Genomic DNA, 16,690 nt, shown 5'->3' on the forward strand with positions numbered 1-16,690 from the left:
TGCAGGCATAGCTAAGAGTGCCAAGCATATGAGTGGCAAAGCCACTTTCATCTACTCAGGCGATCGTCCGTCCTTGCTTATCATACACACTGAGTTTTTCATGTTAAGGAGCTCCCCCTGAAATGAGGGGATTACCTTAAAGGTTTGATTTAGTTAAAAATGCTATTGATATCTCCTAGAGTAATTATTCAATAATACACAAATCAACGGCAAAATGCGATGAAATATAATCTCTAGTATTCAGTATATAATTTATTATACAATAGTATAATTCAGATTTTACTGTAGGGTGGGTGTAAGATATTTTATATAACGGCAGAGAAAAATGTATTTATTAGGAAGAATAATCTGGAACGGTTGGGTACGTTTCTTGATATTTTGGGTAATTGTAGCAGCCGTATTGTATGGGTTTGATAATACATTTAAAGATATAAATTACTCGCAATTACTTGAAAGAATGTCTTTGGCAATTAAGCTTGCCGCCAATCAACTAAATGCTTTAGAGGCAAAAGTAGCCCTTTTTCAACTAAGTGAAACAAAATTTATTCTGTCTCTAGCATATGGTATAGCAGTTGTTGCGATATCATTTGCGATTTCCTTTTTTATTCTTCATGTTCTAATCATTAAATTGTCTGTTTATTTGGTTAAAAGAAAAATCAATAAATTTGATAGACCCGAAGATTTTAAAAGAGCCTATGAGAACCAAATCGATCCCGTATTACGTTCTCATAGACTAATCGGTAATGTCTGGCGTGAGTTCGATGAAACACTTGTTCACCCGAGAGAAGGTGAACGGCAAGTTATAAGAAATACTGTGCGTCCCCATACATTTCTCAATATGGGGCTGGTGCGAGATAAACTTGCAGGCATCAAAATGATGCCATCAATCCCAGGTTATTTTGTGGCTGTAGGCTTACTATTAACTTTTGCAGGTATTGTATTAGCGCTTTACAAGGCCGGAGCAGCTTCGAGCGCAAATGATGTTACAAAAATGCAAGAGGCGATGACGGAGCTACTGCAAATTGCTTCATTTAAATTTGCCACATCAATTGCTGGGTTAGGCTGCTCACTACTGCTTTCTATTGTTTTCAAAATGTATATGATTTGGATTGAAAGCGACTTCTCCTCTCTTTGCGAGACGATAGAAAAGAAGTTACTTTATGTTGCCCCACAAGCTCTTGCTGTACAAATGAATAGCATTATGGAGGAGCAACGGGATCAGTTAAAAGACATCGGCTCCGAGCAGTTCTTTAATCAAATGGGGCAGTCGCTTGCTCCACAGATCCATTCTGCATTTACGCATGCTATGGCACCTGTCAATCAAAGTATTTCAAACGCACTCGAAAAGGTGACTGAATCTAGCCAAACTGGCATTACTGAAATGCTTCAGAAATTTTCTCATGATGTACAGAGTAGTGCCGGGACTGAACTACGAGAATTGGCTGTTTCTCTTACAGCTATGCAGCAAACTCTGAGCGACATGCAAGCAGGTATGAAAACTAGTGGAGAAGACTTTGCCCAATGCTTAAGCAAAGCGGCTGAAAATCTAAATCAGCTCGTTGGTGAAGCTGCAAAATCAATGAATGATGGTGCAGCAAGTAGCCGTGATAGCCTTCACGAAATTGTATCTGCTTTACAAGCCACATTTGAGAAAGCAAATCTGGCAATTGAACAAGACCTTACCAAAGCTGCAACCGGCGCATCTGACAAGATAGAGCGCGCCATGGGACGGGTCCTGGAGAACCTTGAGGGGCAAATAACACAATTAAGCAGCGGTATGAGTCAGTTGGAAGGGAACTTGGCAGGTTCAGTACAACAAACTCAACAATCAATGGAATTAGCTCAGAAAAACGCAATTGAAACAGTTAATTCTGTTGCAGTAAATACTGCAAATGCCCTTAAAAATGGGCTAACTGAGACCTTGCAAACACTGCGTAGTGAAATTGACAGGTTCGAAAAAGCACTCGGTAGTTCAAGCGTTGCACTAGGTTCGCAAGCGACGGCTATTGGTGATGCCACATCTCAGACAAAGCAGGTATCTGATGTTATTGGTCAAACAGCATCAACTCTGCGTCAAACAATTACCCCCTTTACTCAGTCCGTAAGTAAAATCGAGAATGCTACGCTTGACTTTAAACAATCCCTGAGCAAGGCAGTTGTCGCTCTTGGAGAAAGTCAGAGTGGTTCAAACGAGCTCGCAGCAACTTTGAAGGATGAAGGGCAAAAACTGACAAGGATGTGGCAAGATTATGAAGTTCGCTTCCAACGTATTGATACGGAACTTGGGAATGCCGTTGAAAGTTTAGCCTCAGCAACAAGCCAGCAAGGTGCAACACTTACCAAATACTCTAGTGAGGTCGATAAGTCGCTTGCGCAAGCTGTGAGGCATCTTAACAGTAATGTTACTGATATTGCAGATTCTGTTGAAGAATTTGCTGATGAGGTTGGAAAGTTACACTCCGTTTTACGACCAGCTGCGGAGTAAATTGAGCGATGCTAGCCCTTGATGAAACACAGTATGATCATGAAGAGGAAAGTGAAAACTACTTTGTCTCGATGACTGATATGATGGTTGGTATCCTGTTCATCTTTATCATTATGCTCATGGTATTCGCGCTCCAGTTTCAAGAACAAACGGATACTTCAGAGACTAAGCTTTCTGAAATACTTGAGCGTATTGAGGATGTAACTAAAAAGCTAAGCAATTTACAAGATGAAATTGATGTTCGTTTAACTGCGCTTAATGCCTCACGACAAAAGCGAACTCAATTGCTTGTCGACATAGAACAAGAATTGAAGGCTGTTGGCCTGGAAGTTCAAATAGATCCCGAAAATGGCGTGTTACGCCTAACAGAGAACGCGATCCATTTTGCAAGCAATCAATCAATTCTGGACCGGGTTGCAAAAAAGAATGTCGAAAAAGTCTCGCGTGTTTTGGCAAAAGTTTTGCCAAGTTATACAAGCTGTATCAATACGGGAGGTGTAGAAAGCTGTAAAGAGTTGCCGCCGGGTGGTGCAATTGACACTGTTTTTATTGAAGGCCATACAGATAGCCAGGGGTCGGACACTGAAGCTGGTGACAAGCGCAATTGGCAACTTTCTACTGAAAGAGCTGTTTCAACCTATAGAGCATTACTTACTGCTGCGCCGACTTTACGTAGTTTGATGAATCCTGACCGCAAGCAAATATTATCTGTCTCAGGCTATGCTTCAACCCGACCCATACCTGGCACAGAGAAAGCCAGCCTTGATAGGGCTTCACGAGCACAAACGCTTCTTCGCAATCGCCGCATTGATATTCGCTTTGTTATGCAAGTCGATCCTACAGATCGATTGAACAAAGTTCTTAAACTCACCCGAGATATGCAAGGCGAAATTGAAGTACTCAAGAAGACACTTGGCGCACAATGACGAATACATCTCTCAAACAAATTTGTAGCGACACGGTCAGCAGCTTCACACATGCTACTGTACAATTAAATTTGCCAGAAATAACCTTTGTGGGACAGGAACTAAAACAACTTCCATCAGAGACATGGGCACAGCAGGATAAGACAGATCTTCCGACCTTGAATAAAATATCATATGATATTATCGAAGCGCTCAGTAACGACAGGGATTTAACAAAAAAGCAGCTGCGGAAAGCAGCTTGGTGCCTATGGGAAACAAAGCCAGCACTTTCTTCTGATCCCGTCATTTTGCAAAAAATACTAGCGATACTAACTCAAGGTAAAAAACGTCTATTTAAAATACTGGCAACTGTATATCTTTCACAGTTTCGAAAGGATAGACCCGGCCTAACAGCGGTTTCAAAAGCGTTACAAATCGGAGCAATTCAAATAGGACAACCTTGGCAACAGTTACAAGAGAACTACGCGCTTTATGATAGGGACAATGGTCCTAAGCGTATCGCGCAAGTTGCCTTACAGCAAAATTATTCAGTACCTCAACTTATGCGGGACTTGGGACTTTCAGATCAAAGTGCCCTTTCCGGTTTTTCTCAGGCGGTGACCAGCTCAATACTCAAATCGCTGTCTGCTGACACAAGCAATGAACACTTGAGACGCCTTGAACTTGTACGCCAATATGCACTAGATGAAAGTCAGAGCCAATTATTCGCGGGGCAAGACGTAGAGATTGCGACAGCTCTTATTGAGCCATTCGTGAAATCACAGCAGAAACCGGATGATGAGGTAAAAGATAGCTTCCTAGATACATTGATAGGTTTGTTCGAAGATCCTCGCCTCAATCCCGGGCGTTGGGTTAAGATGGGGCCTCTTAAAGAAGAAATAATATCATGGTTAACGAAGCAATCTTTACGCCAATTTTTAGACATTGTTGATCGAATTACCAACGAACCCTCTGAGAAAGCTATGTGGCAATATAGACGTGCTTTTTGGGAGGCTGTCTACCAGAAAGACTTAATTAAGGGGGCTTGGGTCATTTTTGCAGATGATGGCGCAACTGCAACTCGTAACCACTATGGAAAAGAAGTTCAATTCGGGCGCTTTTTTAAAGGTGGCTCAAAAGCAGCAAGAAGCAGTCACGCCGTACTCCTATTAAGAATTGGAAATGGCGTTGTTGCTGACTGGAGCCATAACGGAAAAGTGAATATTTGGAGCAATTATGATGCTCGAAAAGCACCGAAACTCTACAAAAATTGGTATAATACAGATGAAGTCCGTTATTATGTCGGCCAGGGCAACATTAATACGCCAGAACATTTTGTGCAAATTCACAGCTCACCTCAAACTTACAGTTGGCAGAAAGCCGTTGCAGAGCGCATTAAAGCAATGACCAATACGCGCATACAAGAACGGGAATACAAGGTTAGGAGTTACTGATGGGCTTCTTAGGTATCCCCCACCCTCAGGGAGCGATTGTTCAACTATGTAAGCCGAAAATTCTAGGTAGAAAAAAAACCATTAACTTGGCTGACTGGGATCGATCACTTTCGAAAGCGCTGAAGCCTACCTATCGCTTGCTAATGAACTTGCTCGCTGAAGGGGCCGGTGAAAAATACGAGGAAGGCGTACTAATTCCCACCAAAACACTGCTTTCACTGCCGGATAATCAATTGAGTCGATTAGGCATACCTCCTTTAGCTGGTCTTTCGTTGTCTCTATCCATGAACGGCAGGGTTGATAGCACTGATAGTAACTTGATACTTGTGTGGCAAGACAGCAATTCACGGACAATTACCCCAGATTTTAAAGGCCCATTTTTACAAAGCAATGGAGAATGGCGCAGGCTTTCCAAATTCATGTATGAGCTGCAACATGCAGCACGTGAATTTAATGCGAGTGCAGGACAGAACTTCGAAGATCGGCTTCCTTACTGGTCTCAGGTGCAACAATACTTAAATGAACTTGATCACGGGGTTGATGCAGATAAATATTTAAATTCCTTACGAATTTATCAAGCTGGTGCACTTACGTTGGATGTTAGGGAGACACAAAACGGACCTGACTTTATTCCCGTGATGCTGCCCAAAGGAGCGCCGGCTGAACTACTGGAAACTGATGATGGACCGAACACCTCTGAATTAGACAGTGCCAATTATCATGAGAATGAAGAAGCTACCAATCTGTTGCCACCACTACTGCAAGACAAGTTTGATAGCCAGTTTTCGCAGCTTCGCGGTCAAACACCGCCTGCTATGGTACTGGAGAAGGGAGCCTACTTATTAATCGAAAAGCCTTTACAAACCGCAATAGACATCGTCAAAAGCGCCCGTACACTGCCGCTAGCGGGGCGACGCGAGTTCTTACGCAATCCTAGAACTGTGTTATCGCAGGCATTAGGTTCTGAGGGCGATTCTCTAGCTCAGGAAATATTCGTTGAAACAGAACAATACTCAGAAAGAATTCAGGGATTAGGACTTTGGGAAAAGCCTAATTTGCCTTGGCTGTCTCGCAAGTCTACTCAATGGTTACCCGAACGGTTTTACTTCACCATTGGTACAAAGACAAAAGAGGCAACTCCGGAAACTATAGAAAATCTACGTATCAGCTTTGAGCAAGCTAAAGAGAATGACCTTGATGTCGTTCAGTTCCAAGGAGAAAGCTTCAAGTGTGCTGACGTAGAGAAGTGCCTAGAGAACCTCTCGCCTCAAACCATAGTAGAACTCGGTGATATAGAGCAAAAAGAACAGTCAGTGCAACTTGAACCTGACGAAAAGAAAGAGGCTGCTGTCCTACTCATTCAGGAAAATTTGGAATCGAATGATTATACAGCGAATTTTTCTAAGCGCAGCCACATATTCCCGATTGAGTTTCCAAACGATTATATCAACGGTACAATACCAAAGAGCCATCAAATGGTTGGTTTCGACTGGGTATGCCGTGCTTGGAAAGAGGGCTGGCCGGGCGTTTTACTTGCTGATGATATGGGGGTTGGTAAAACCTTTCAAGCTTTGGCCTTCTTGGCATGGATACGCCAAAATAAACTCGGAGCCAACAACTCGTTCCGTGCCTTGAAAGGGCCAATACTTATTGTTGCGCCTACAGCACTACTTGCCAATTGGCGAAAAGAGGCTGAAATACATTTGCTTCCCGATACACTAGGCCAATGCTGTGAGGTCTACGGTAAAGGGCTGAAGAGTTTAAAAAGAAAACAATGTGATATTACAAAGGGCGAGGATTTGCTCCATATTGAGCAATTACGCGAAGCAGAGTGGGTACTAACGACATATGATACACTGGCTTTATACCACCAATCCTTTGCCCGAATTGCTTTTTCTATAGGGATATTTGATGAGATCCAGAAAATAAAATCTCCAGATTCAATCAACTCTCATGCGGCAAAAACAGTCAATATTGATTTCGTCGTTGGGATGACTGGAACACCAATTGAAAACCGTATTGAGGACCTATGGTGTATTATGGATAGGATTGCCCCCGGTTATTTGGAGGATTTAAAAAGCTTTTCAAAAACCTATGGCGATGAAAATGCTGAGTCTCTCAATGCCTTGAAGTCCAAACTTGATGAACCACAAGGCAACGCTCCACCAATTATGTTAAGGCGTATGAAGGAGCAAATCTCCACTGATTTACCGAATAAAGATATTAAGTCCTACAAAATTAACATGAGTACAGAGCAAGCCCGTGCTTATGATGGCATCATTCAAAAGGCAAAATCCAGCGACGCTAGTCCAAGATTTATTTTACAAACCCTACATGAAATGCGTAGTATTTCCTTACATCCCAACGGTCATTCTCAATCTGATCTCTACGATAAAAAGCAACGAGAAGAGTGGATAAAGGCTTCAGCCCGCCTTGCGAAAACCATTCAAATTCTTGAGGAAATTGAGAGTAAAGGCGAAAAAGCACTCGTTTTTCTAGAAGATAGAATCATTCAGCAGAGCCTCTCGACAGCATTGGCCGAGCATTTTTGTTTTGCGGCGCCTCCGGTTATCATTAATGGTGAGATGACAGGTTTGAAGCGGCAAGAACACGTTGATGCTTTCCAAAATTTGCCTAAAGGTTTTGCCGTTATGATTTTATCACCTAAAGCTGCGGGCATTGGTTTAACAATAACGGCGGCTAATCATGTTATTCATCTAAGCCGCTGGTGGAATCCAGCCGTTGAAGACCAGTGCAACGACCGTACCTATCGGATTGGACAGAAGAAAGACGTCACCATACATGTGCCAATGGCAGTCCACCCCACTTATGGCCAGGCTTCCTTTGATATCCGCCTCGATGAACTTTTGAAGAAAAAGAGGAATCTTTCGCAAAATATGCTTGCCCCGCCGGTTTGCGAGGGAGATTCGGAAGCGCTATATAGTCAGGTCATAAAAAACAATTAACTCAATAAAAATCACAGCAAAACTAATGTGTTTGATACCAGAAAATGACTTGAGAAGATTGACTAGGCATCTGGAAAGCAAAAAAGACACCAAATGGTGCCTTACGTTTCTTAATTTGAAGAGAGGATGGTAGCGAGGGAGGGACTTGAACCCCCGACACGCGGATTATGATTCCGCTGCTCTAACCAACTGAGCTACCCCGCCATCCGTTGCGCTATATGACACTTGAGAGTGTCGCGCTCTGTGAGGAGGGTGTATAAGGGGCTTAGCGGTTGGCGTCAAGCGGATTTACTAGCGATTTTGTGGAAACTGTAAAATTGTGAAAAAACTAGCTCGAACAAGGGGCTAGCTGTTAATAAGTCAGGAATTAGTTTCCCTGTTTTGGTCTTGCACCCAATTCTCAAGCCTGAGGCCGGGCACGCGGACAAACTCCTTGGTGTTATTGGTTACCACAATAAGGCCGCTGGCGCGGGCATGCCCGGCAATCATAACGTCGAATGGGCCAATCGTTCGCCCCTGTTTTGCCAGTTCGGCGCGGATTTGTCCCGTTTGCGCGGCCGCTAAACTGTCATAATCCAGCACTGCCAAACGGGCGGCAAACCCCTCAATAATTTCTAGATTTTGGGCAGGACGTGCAGATTTCTCAGCCCCATATATCAGCTCCATAAGGGTAATAGAGGAGATAGCTAAATATTGGCTGTACCGTTCGAATTGTTCACGCACACTTTGCGGGCGATTTTTGATTGTATAAATGCAAATGTTGGTATCCAACAGGTATTTGAGCATTAAAAATCCTCACGCTCCTGCATTTGGGGCTGCTCTCTATTCTCCATACAATCATCGCTCACCGAGGGGCCATCAAACCATGCTGCCCAGCTTTCACCAACCGGCGTGATTATACGTGTATTACCAATAGCCACGATTTCAACACGCTTCACTGTGTCAGGTAAGGCTGCCGCCTTTGGTAAACGAACAGCCTGAGAGCGATTGGATTTGAAAATTGCACCTTCAAACATAACACCCTCCTTTTGCCGCATATTGTCGATATTTATATATCCTTATTGTATATACAAAATACGCCGCATCTCGGGATATGTCAAGTGGATATACACTTCTTGCACTCAGGCACCATATCGTCTCCCCGCCAATAATTGGCCATGAAACCGGCTCAAAACCGCATTGCAAGTTTGGCTTTGACCCCTTGGTCTGTGAAACCGGCGGCATAGCTGCCATTGTAGGAAACATCGATTGCAACGTTCTTTGACAAATCCACTTTAGCCCCTACATTGAGCAATAGGGCGTCTTTGCTCACCGGTGCTCCTGTAACAGAAAATTCATCGCCCCCGGCAAAGGACTGGCTGGTTACAGGTGTAATGTCGTTAAATGCATGCTGCCAAGCGGCATCTGCTTTTAAACCTGCGGTAAAACCTCCCAAATTTGCCATTGTTTGTAGCCGAAAACCAACAGACGTAAAGGTTGTGTCCATAGCCTGAGCGTGGGCTAAAAGCGCGGCAGAGCCACCGGTTTCCTCATATGCGTTCGAGGACAAATTAACATGCGCGACGTTTACAAAAGGCTCCATAGTGGTTGAGCCGTAACGAAGACCATAGCCGACTTCGCCAAATATCTGGGCGGTTTGCGATTGATAAGAGCTCGCTAGATCATTGGAAAAACTGCCAAAAGCAACCGCGCGATTTGTATCAATATCGTGCAATGCGTAACTCACACCCGCGCGTAGCCCTAATGCGCCCAGTTTTGTACCAGCGTAAGCACCAATTTGTACTGTCTCTGTGCTTGCGGATGACGCTCTCTCGCCAACCTTCAAACTGGCGTTATCATGACCCACAAAAAATCCCAGACGGCCATTTTCGCCTATACGACTATCCCCGCCCATAAAAAAACCATGAATTGAGCGATCAAGCGCCGCACTATTTTCATTAGCAGACCAATTCGCCCAAGAACCGAACCCCTGCCCCCAAGCAGTAAAGTTATCGCCAATAGTTTTTTCTGTTTGTTCATGCTCAGCGACGTCAGTGTCGTCCATTGCAAAACGCAAACGACCAAGCGCTGCATCTCGTGCAAAACGGCTATCTTCAATTAGAGCCGTCTTTATTGAGGCGTGGGCTTCGCCTGAAAGCTGATCAAGGGCTCCTGGTGCATCTGAATTGGACAGGTTCAAGACTGAATTGAACAAACCTCCGCTGCCAAGGGAGAATGCACCTTCACCTGTCGCGCACTGATTTGCGCTCATGCCCCCAACACAGAATGTGCTGGATGCCATTTTGGAATTTAGAAAAACGCTGTTGGCATCATAAGAAAGCTCGAAGTCAAGAAAGGCGAATTCATCAGTTGGCGCGGGTCCGTCAAATGTACCTGACCCACCCCCAGCTGCGTTTATAATCGTATAGCGCGTGTCGGCGGCATAGGTTGACCCGTCGTCGGTTCCATTCTCCGGCTTAACATGCACCGTGCCACCATTGATTGTCACCGCACCGCTGGCGGCAAGCAGATCATTGTTGATGCCCGCCGCGTTGCCGCCATCGTTCAACTCCACCTCATAGGTTGAGAGACTATTGAAAACAAGAGAAGTCGCGTTCAATGTCCCGATGGAGTTTCCAGGCGCAACCACAGCACCTGCATTAACATCGACAGCCCCAATAGTCCCCGAGCCGCCAATGCTACCGCCATTGACGGTCACATCACCATTGGAGCCATTAACAAGCAGTTTACCTGCTGACAGAGTTGTGCCGCCTGAATAGCTATTGTTGCCCTCGAGAATAAGTGTGCCCAAGTCGGTTTTATTTAGAGAGCCTGCTCCTTTTATGTCAGAGGCGATGGTCGCAGAGAAGTTTGCACCAGTATTTGTACCATCACCAACACGGACCGAGGTCGCGCCGTTGAGCTTAAGATCGCCACCTTTGACCTGATAGCCATCTGCGGCAAACTGTAGACCTGATGAAACCGAGACACCGACGCTATCCACAGTGACAGTCCCTCCAGTGCCTTGAAAAACAAGAGAGCTGTTAGGGTCATAGTCCAGATTTTCGAAGCTGGCGGAATTGGTCCAATTCTTGCTTGTCGTATTCCATGTGCCTGCGCCGCCATGCACGGTGCCGTTGGCAGCCGAGGTGCCGTTCCAAAACAATAAATCCTGCGTCGAGGCCAATAGCGACACTGTACCGGGCGTTACAGTGGTGCTCAGAACATAGTCGTAGCCAACCGGGGAAAGCCCGATTGTAAGACCGTTATCTGTAAGGGCGCCGCCATAGGTGATTAATGAATAAACACCTGCACCAAACGCGTCAGTATCGCTTACATCAAGTGTGCCATCCAACGTCAGATTGCCGCCAACGGTGATGAGGTCGCTGTTCACGCCTGCTGTGCCATCGGGTGCGCCAAGGCCAAAAGCGAGCTTCGTGCTTTCGCCCAATACAAGGTTGCCGCCGATCTTCAAAGTGCCGCTCCCGTTGAAGCCTGGAGAGAGCGTACCATCTGTCGCCTCGACATTGCCGACAGTGCCTGTGCCCCCAAGTGTTCCGCCCGTCAACTTGATTTGCCCAGGCAGCTCGCCATTAACGATCAGCGCACCACCAGTGATATTCGTCGTACCAGCAAAACTATTGGCCCCACCATAGAATTCACCCACACCGCCGGTCCAAATCGTTGTGCCCGCTATTTGATTGATTGTGTGGTTAGGTCCCTCACTGGCTAGTACCGATCCGATGTCGACATCGAAAATATAAGCATCATCCGTGTGATTGAAATTCAGCTCGCTCTTGGCATACCGAAAATAGATGCTTGGAATATCCAGTATGCCCGGGGCCTGCGCAGCTTCACCTTTCGCAGCGCCAATATTGACGGCAAACCGGGCGTTTCGATTATCTCCAAATCTGATCCAATAGGGCGCAGAAAAAGTACCGCCATTCGCAACGGTGAGTGAGCTGTTTCCATAATAGAAACTCAGCTGACTTAAAGTTGATAGTATAGACCCTTCGCCGGAAACCAGTATTTGGGCTCCTTCCTTCGCTGCTGGACGGCCATCGATGTAATCGCTAGCACGAATACTTTTGTTCACAGTCAAGCGCGCACCGTCAAGCACGTATAGCTCACCGCGGGCGATACCGCTACCAACAGAACTACGGTAGCCAAGATTCAAATCGCCGACAATCGTTTTATTTTCTCTGACGCCATGTTCATCCACGCCAGAAACTGTGAGCGTGCCAATCCCCCCGTTACCAATGGTCATATAACTACCGCCAAAAGAGCCGCGTTTTTTACCGGTAAAGACAACATCTGCCTGACTATTCTGGGGAGTTACCGTCAACGCGCCTGCAATGATTAACATGGCAAGCCTATGGGAAACTAAGGCTGGTGTGTTTTTGTATGCAAAGATCAAGCGTTGCATCTGCGTCTATCCCTAACTATCAACGACAAGCTTTGTTTTGCCATCAATAACCTCGGCAAACGCAAAACGGCTATTCGCCGTAATTCCTAAAAAAGCTAGAATTAACAAATAGATAATCGACGTTGAGTTAAGAAGTTTTGCCTTTTTGATTAAACATAATCTATTATTCTTCTTAGGCATAAATACCTCGTTATTCTTAAAAGCAGCTCAATTTTGTGGGATTGAAATTTTGTGTTTTAAAAACTGCTCCGCGGTACATAATCATATTTATGTACGCTACATTACGTTAAGTAATTTAACAACGATACATGATGAATCTAATTAATACTTTAGTATGAAATGAAGACTGACTATCGCTTTTTAAGAATAAATACAGAGCCTTAAGCCAAGGCACTGTCTGTTGGTAATTGCCAAGGGCAAAAGACACTGGCAGAGCGCATAGTTATGCGCACTGCACCGAAAAACCGCACACTATGATATCTCCCCTTAAAGAAGTTAAAGCAGCTTGCTATTACATTTAAGCACTCAAACTGCTTTAACTTCTTATTTTGGCGCATATTCTTACCCGAAAACCGCTAGCACTTTTCGGGATTACGCTCTAGTTCATATCTTTTAAAAGGCGGCCATACTTGCGGGTTTGTTCAATAACTTTTTCGAGTGTGTCATAACCGCGAGATTGCAAAATAGGCAAAAGCTTGCATAGTGCTTCACCAGTCGCCAGCGCATCGCCCAAAGCAGTATGGCGTACCTCTTCGGCGATAGTAATGCCCAAGCGTTGGCAAAGGGCATCCAGCGTATGTTCTTGCTCTGCCCCGAAAACCACAGCCGATAGCAAAACACTATCTAAAATGGGATGGTCCCATTGATCGCCGGAAATCTTGGCGTAGCGGTTCACGAAAGCCATATCAAAAGGTGCATTATGCGCAACAATCACCGCATCGCGGGCAAAACCATGCAGCAAGCTCGTGGCCGTAACACAATCGGGCGCTCCAATAACCATCAGGTCGCTAATACCATGCACTTTGGTAGAGGATGGCGGAATAGGACGCCCCGGATTAACCAGTAAATCCAGTTCTTCACCGGGTATAATTCGCCCGCCCACCACACGTACGGCACCAATTTGCACGATATCGTCTTTGCTGGGCATCAACCCTGTGGTTTCACTATCAAACACCATAAAGCTCAGCTCTCTTAACGGGCGCTGATACAACGCTTTTTCTGTGCCGGTTTGTAATGCCGAAAAGTCATAGATAAGCCCACGGGATTCACTGGGCTTCAATGTGGTTGTGGCTTCATCGATTAAAATCATATAACCCGCCGCATCGCCCAATTTTTTAAGCCGCAATTGAAAACTCATCTCGCAACCAACACCAGCAACCTGCGCAACTGTTTCGCTTTTGTGAGGACCCAATGTCATCAGTGCAGGCCGTAATTGCTCTTCTTCAAAATAATCAAATATCGATGCGGCCAGCCGCGGGACATGAACTAGCCCCAAGACAGTTGCCGCCTGACCATCATACAACGAAATTTTAAAATTCGGTCCAAGTAAAACAATAGCTAGCGGAATTTCCGAGAGCAAAAGCGCCAGCTGTGAGCGCTCTTCCCTTATCCTTGCTTTATCATCAGCCGATGCGCTTTCACTGCCCGTTTGCATTTGAAAAAAACGCCCTGTTGCCGCTATGGCAGCAGGGGCAATATCGCCAAGGTATTTCGCCGCCCCTAGGTCAATTTCCACATCAACATCTGCATGGGTACGGGTTCGTATGGCCGAAGAAATGTGTTGTAGGGGTTTTGCCACGTTCTCGTCGAACAACAGCCATATAACAACACTTACCGCTAACAGTCCGAAACCGGCAATAATGCCTGCCTGTAAAAAGCCGGTCAGCAAACCATCTGCAAGCGCTTTGGTATAACCAACATATAGCGCACCGCCAACAATACAAAGGCTTGCAACAGCGACCGCGGAAAACAAAAGAAATATACGTAGACGCAGGCCGAGTTTAACAATCATTAGCCTGCTCCGCAGACCGCTTCAATTATCGGGTCGTTTGCCGGAGCTTTAACCCAGTCCACGCCTTTTATTGTGCCATCATTTTCAAAAGTAATCGCATCACTTAACGCCGCCCGTTGCCCGCTGGCGCAATCTGTGGCGATTGGCAGCTTGTTTAATGGCGCCCACCGGCCAAAGAAGTAAGCTTGTGCAATGCGCAAGTCCGGCTGTGCTGAATGATGCTGAATAGTTGCTTGGTCGATGGCCACAAACCGCTCAACAAAAGGCTTTACATAGGTCCAAGGCCGGTAAATTGCTTGACTCTCAATGGTTTGGGCAACCACGAGCCCTTCAGGAAGGCTCGCTTTTGTACGCGAGTACCAACCGTATTCGCTGGAGATTGTCGCCAGCAACATGGCCACCCCCGCCGCAACAGGTGCAAGCCAGCGCGGCAGCCGCCCCTTTAAAAGGTGGTTGAGTAAAAACACAAGGCCAGCGCCCGCAACACCGGCAACAAAGGTGGCGATTAATTCGATAAACATTTCTCTCTCCCAAGGTCTGCCAGTCTTATTTGCGAACTGGTGTGACCCAAACTATTCCATTAGCTCAGCATACCACGGCCTTGGCCAACAGCTGATTGCATTGTTTTCACCACCACAAAAGCATCACGTAGATGTGAGCGTTCAAAATCTGAAAGCGTGGACGGCTCCAGGAAATTATCGGGTGCCATCCCCTGACGTACCAGCGCGGCTTGATGCTGCAAGCGGGTTTCAGCAATCAAATCATAGGCATCTAACAAGTCCCCTGCCCCGGATTTGCTGAGCTGGCCACTGGCGCGTGCTTCCTCTAGCCGTGCCCGCGTGTTCACTGCCGTAATTTGCCCTTGCAAGGTGTAGATACGTGCCAAATCCACCACCGGCACCACACCATTATGCTTCATATCCAGCGCGTTTTTATGCTCTCCCGAGCGAATAGTCGCCAAACCGCGCAGTAGGCTGAGCGGCGGCGTATGCTTGAGCGAGTTGCTGGTCATATGCGCCACAAAAATCGAGTTCTTACTGGCTGCTTGCAAGGTATGCGCCTGTAAATTGGCAAAAAGCGTTTCATCGCCACCAATTGGTCGCAAGTCAAACATCACTGAAGCAAGCATTTGCGCCATGGGATCGGGCTTGGCGATCCAGCCCTCAAAGTAACTTTTCCAAACTCTGAGCGGCTGGCACCAACGCGCGTTGGTGGCCATCATATCCCCCGGACAATACACATAACCTGCCGTATTCAGGCCATCACAAACAAACTTCGCCAGCTGAGCAAAATAACCGGCTCTTTGTTCCTCGCTCACATCATCATGCAAAAACAAGCAATTATCCTGATCGCTCACCCCAGTTTGCTCGCGCCGCCCCTGTGAGCCGCAGGCAAGCCAAAGGTAGGGTACAGGTGCTGGCCCCAGTGCTTCGTGAGCCAGTGCCAGCAAGCGCCGGGTGGTGGCATCGGCAATATCGGTAATCAACCGGGTGACGATTTCATGGCGGCTTCCACCAGCTACCAATTGCACCAATAGGCCCGGAATACGCGCCGTTGCCTGTGCAATTTCTTGCGCATCCTTTGCCTTGGCAATCTGGCTGACCAGCTCTGCCGAGCTAACCGCTTGAAAGCGGGTGAGATCGGTTTGCGTAACAATGCCCAACAAGCGACCGCTCTCAACAATCGGCACATGGCCAATATGCTTTTCCATCATCAAATGCAGCACATCCGAGCCAATGGCCGAGGGGTCAAGGGTCAGTGGACCAGGCGTCATCACCGCATCCACCAATGTTTGCGCCCCCATATCTTCGGCGACCACTTTGAAGGTAAGGTCGCGCAAGGTGAGAATACCTGTCAGCGCACCGTCAGTATCTGTCACACACAACGAGGAAACTTTCGAATCGCGCATCTTTTGCGCTGCACTCAAGACGCTGTCTTGTGCTGAACAGGTCAGTGGGTTGGCCGCCATCAAACTGTCAATGGTAATTGCGGCAAGGTCGTTACCTTGCGAAGGGGCTTTATAGCTACGGTCAAAAAAGCGGGCAAATGTCGGGTGATTGCGCAAGAGCTGGGTGAAAACAGAAGCCGGGACAACAAGCAGTGTTGCCGCCTCGCTGGCCTTGGCCGCCGTTACGGCCTTGCCGTCTTGCAACAGGCCACGCTCACCAAAGGAATTACGCGGTCCCAAGCGACTGAGCAGTGCGCCGTTATCATCGCTAATCTCTACAGTTCCGCGGAAAACAATAAACAAACCGGGCAAATCGGCCCCATGCTGGTAGATATCAGCATTGTCACTCACATCCCATGTTTCGATTTGCGCGGCCAAGCCCTCTAATTCAGCAAGCTTAAGCGTATCGTATGGATGAACCGACTGTAAAAAACCAAGAATGTCAGCAGGATTAAGCGACATGGGAACCCCTCCCCCGAGAAGGAAGTGCCCTGCCCGGTTTTGCCGGACAGGACA

At 46.5% G+C, this 16,690-nt stretch carries 10 protein-coding genes and 1 tRNA gene; 4 read left to right on the forward strand and 7 right to left on the reverse strand.

The annotated features are described in order from the left end of the window. Positions 1-325 precede the first annotated feature (325 nt). Genes zorA through AYK67_RS15605 form a run of 4 tightly spaced genes read left to right on the forward strand, consistent with a single transcriptional unit; the run spans position 326 to position 7,810 of the window. Complete coding sequence (gene zorA / locus AYK67_RS15590) at positions 326-2,485, forward strand: anti-phage ZorAB system protein ZorA (protein ID WP_156453190.1); 2,160 nt, start codon at positions 326-328, stop codon at positions 2,483-2,485. Positions 2,486-2,493: 8 nt separating this feature from the next. After that, positions 2,494-3,411, forward strand: a complete 918-nt coding sequence (locus AYK67_RS15595) for an OmpA/MotB family protein (protein WP_068088983.1) — start codon at positions 2,494-2,496, stop codon at positions 3,409-3,411. After that, complete coding sequence (locus AYK67_RS15600) at positions 3,408-4,844, forward strand: EH signature domain-containing protein (RefSeq protein WP_068088987.1); 1,437 nt, start codon at positions 3,408-3,410, stop codon at positions 4,842-4,844. The genes AYK67_RS15595 and AYK67_RS15600 overlap by 4 nt, the downstream gene beginning before the upstream one ends. Next, on the forward strand, positions 4,844-7,810 hold the full coding sequence (locus AYK67_RS15605; RefSeq protein ID WP_068088992.1) for a DEAD/DEAH box helicase: 2,967 nt from the start codon (positions 4,844-4,846) through the stop codon (positions 7,808-7,810). Before AYK67_RS15600 ends, AYK67_RS15605 begins: the two co-directional genes overlap by 1 nt. A 127-nt stretch (positions 7,811-7,937) precedes the next feature. On the opposite strand, the gene AYK67_RS15610 is transcribed toward AYK67_RS15605, so the two are convergent. From AYK67_RS15610 to AYK67_RS15640, 7 genes are all read right to left on the reverse strand, one after another. After that, positions 7,938-8,014 (reverse strand) — tRNA-Met (locus AYK67_RS15610). Positions 8,015-8,170: 156 nt separating this feature from the next. Then, positions 8,171-8,596 (reverse strand): type II toxin-antitoxin system tRNA(fMet)-specific endonuclease VapC, encoded by a 426-nt coding sequence (vapC, locus tag AYK67_RS15615; RefSeq protein WP_068088995.1) that lies wholly within the window; start codon positions 8,594-8,596, stop codon positions 8,171-8,173. Beyond that, positions 8,596-8,826, reverse strand: a complete 231-nt coding sequence (vapB, locus tag AYK67_RS15620; RefSeq protein WP_068088999.1) for a type II toxin-antitoxin system VapB family antitoxin — start codon at positions 8,824-8,826, stop codon at positions 8,596-8,598. Before vapB ends, vapC begins: the two co-directional genes overlap by 1 nt. Before the next feature lie 152 nt (positions 8,827-8,978). After that, positions 8,979-12,215: an autotransporter outer membrane beta-barrel domain-containing protein gene (locus tag AYK67_RS15625; RefSeq protein ID WP_208976320.1), complete on the reverse strand. Its 3,237-nt coding sequence runs from the start codon at positions 12,213-12,215 to the stop codon at positions 8,979-8,981. Positions 12,216-12,813: 598 nt separating this feature from the next. After that, a complete protein-coding gene (locus tag AYK67_RS15630) occupies positions 12,814-14,226 on the reverse strand; it encodes a 3'-5' exonuclease (protein WP_068089002.1) in 1,413 nt (470 codons plus the stop codon). Beyond that, positions 14,226-14,747 (reverse strand): hypothetical protein, encoded by a 522-nt coding sequence (locus AYK67_RS15635; protein WP_068089005.1) that lies wholly within the window; start codon positions 14,745-14,747, stop codon positions 14,226-14,228. Before AYK67_RS15635 ends, AYK67_RS15630 begins: the two co-directional genes overlap by 1 nt. A gap of 59 nt (positions 14,748-14,806) precedes the next feature. Next, positions 14,807-16,636 (reverse strand): DUF294 nucleotidyltransferase-like domain-containing protein, encoded by a 1,830-nt coding sequence (locus AYK67_RS15640; RefSeq protein WP_068089007.1) that lies wholly within the window; start codon positions 16,634-16,636, stop codon positions 14,807-14,809. Positions 16,637-16,690: the final 54 nt, after the last annotated feature.

Source organism: Polycladidibacter stylochi (assembly GCF_001562055.1).
GTDB lineage: Bacteria > Pseudomonadota > Alphaproteobacteria > Rhizobiales > Stappiaceae > Pseudovibrio > Pseudovibrio stylochi.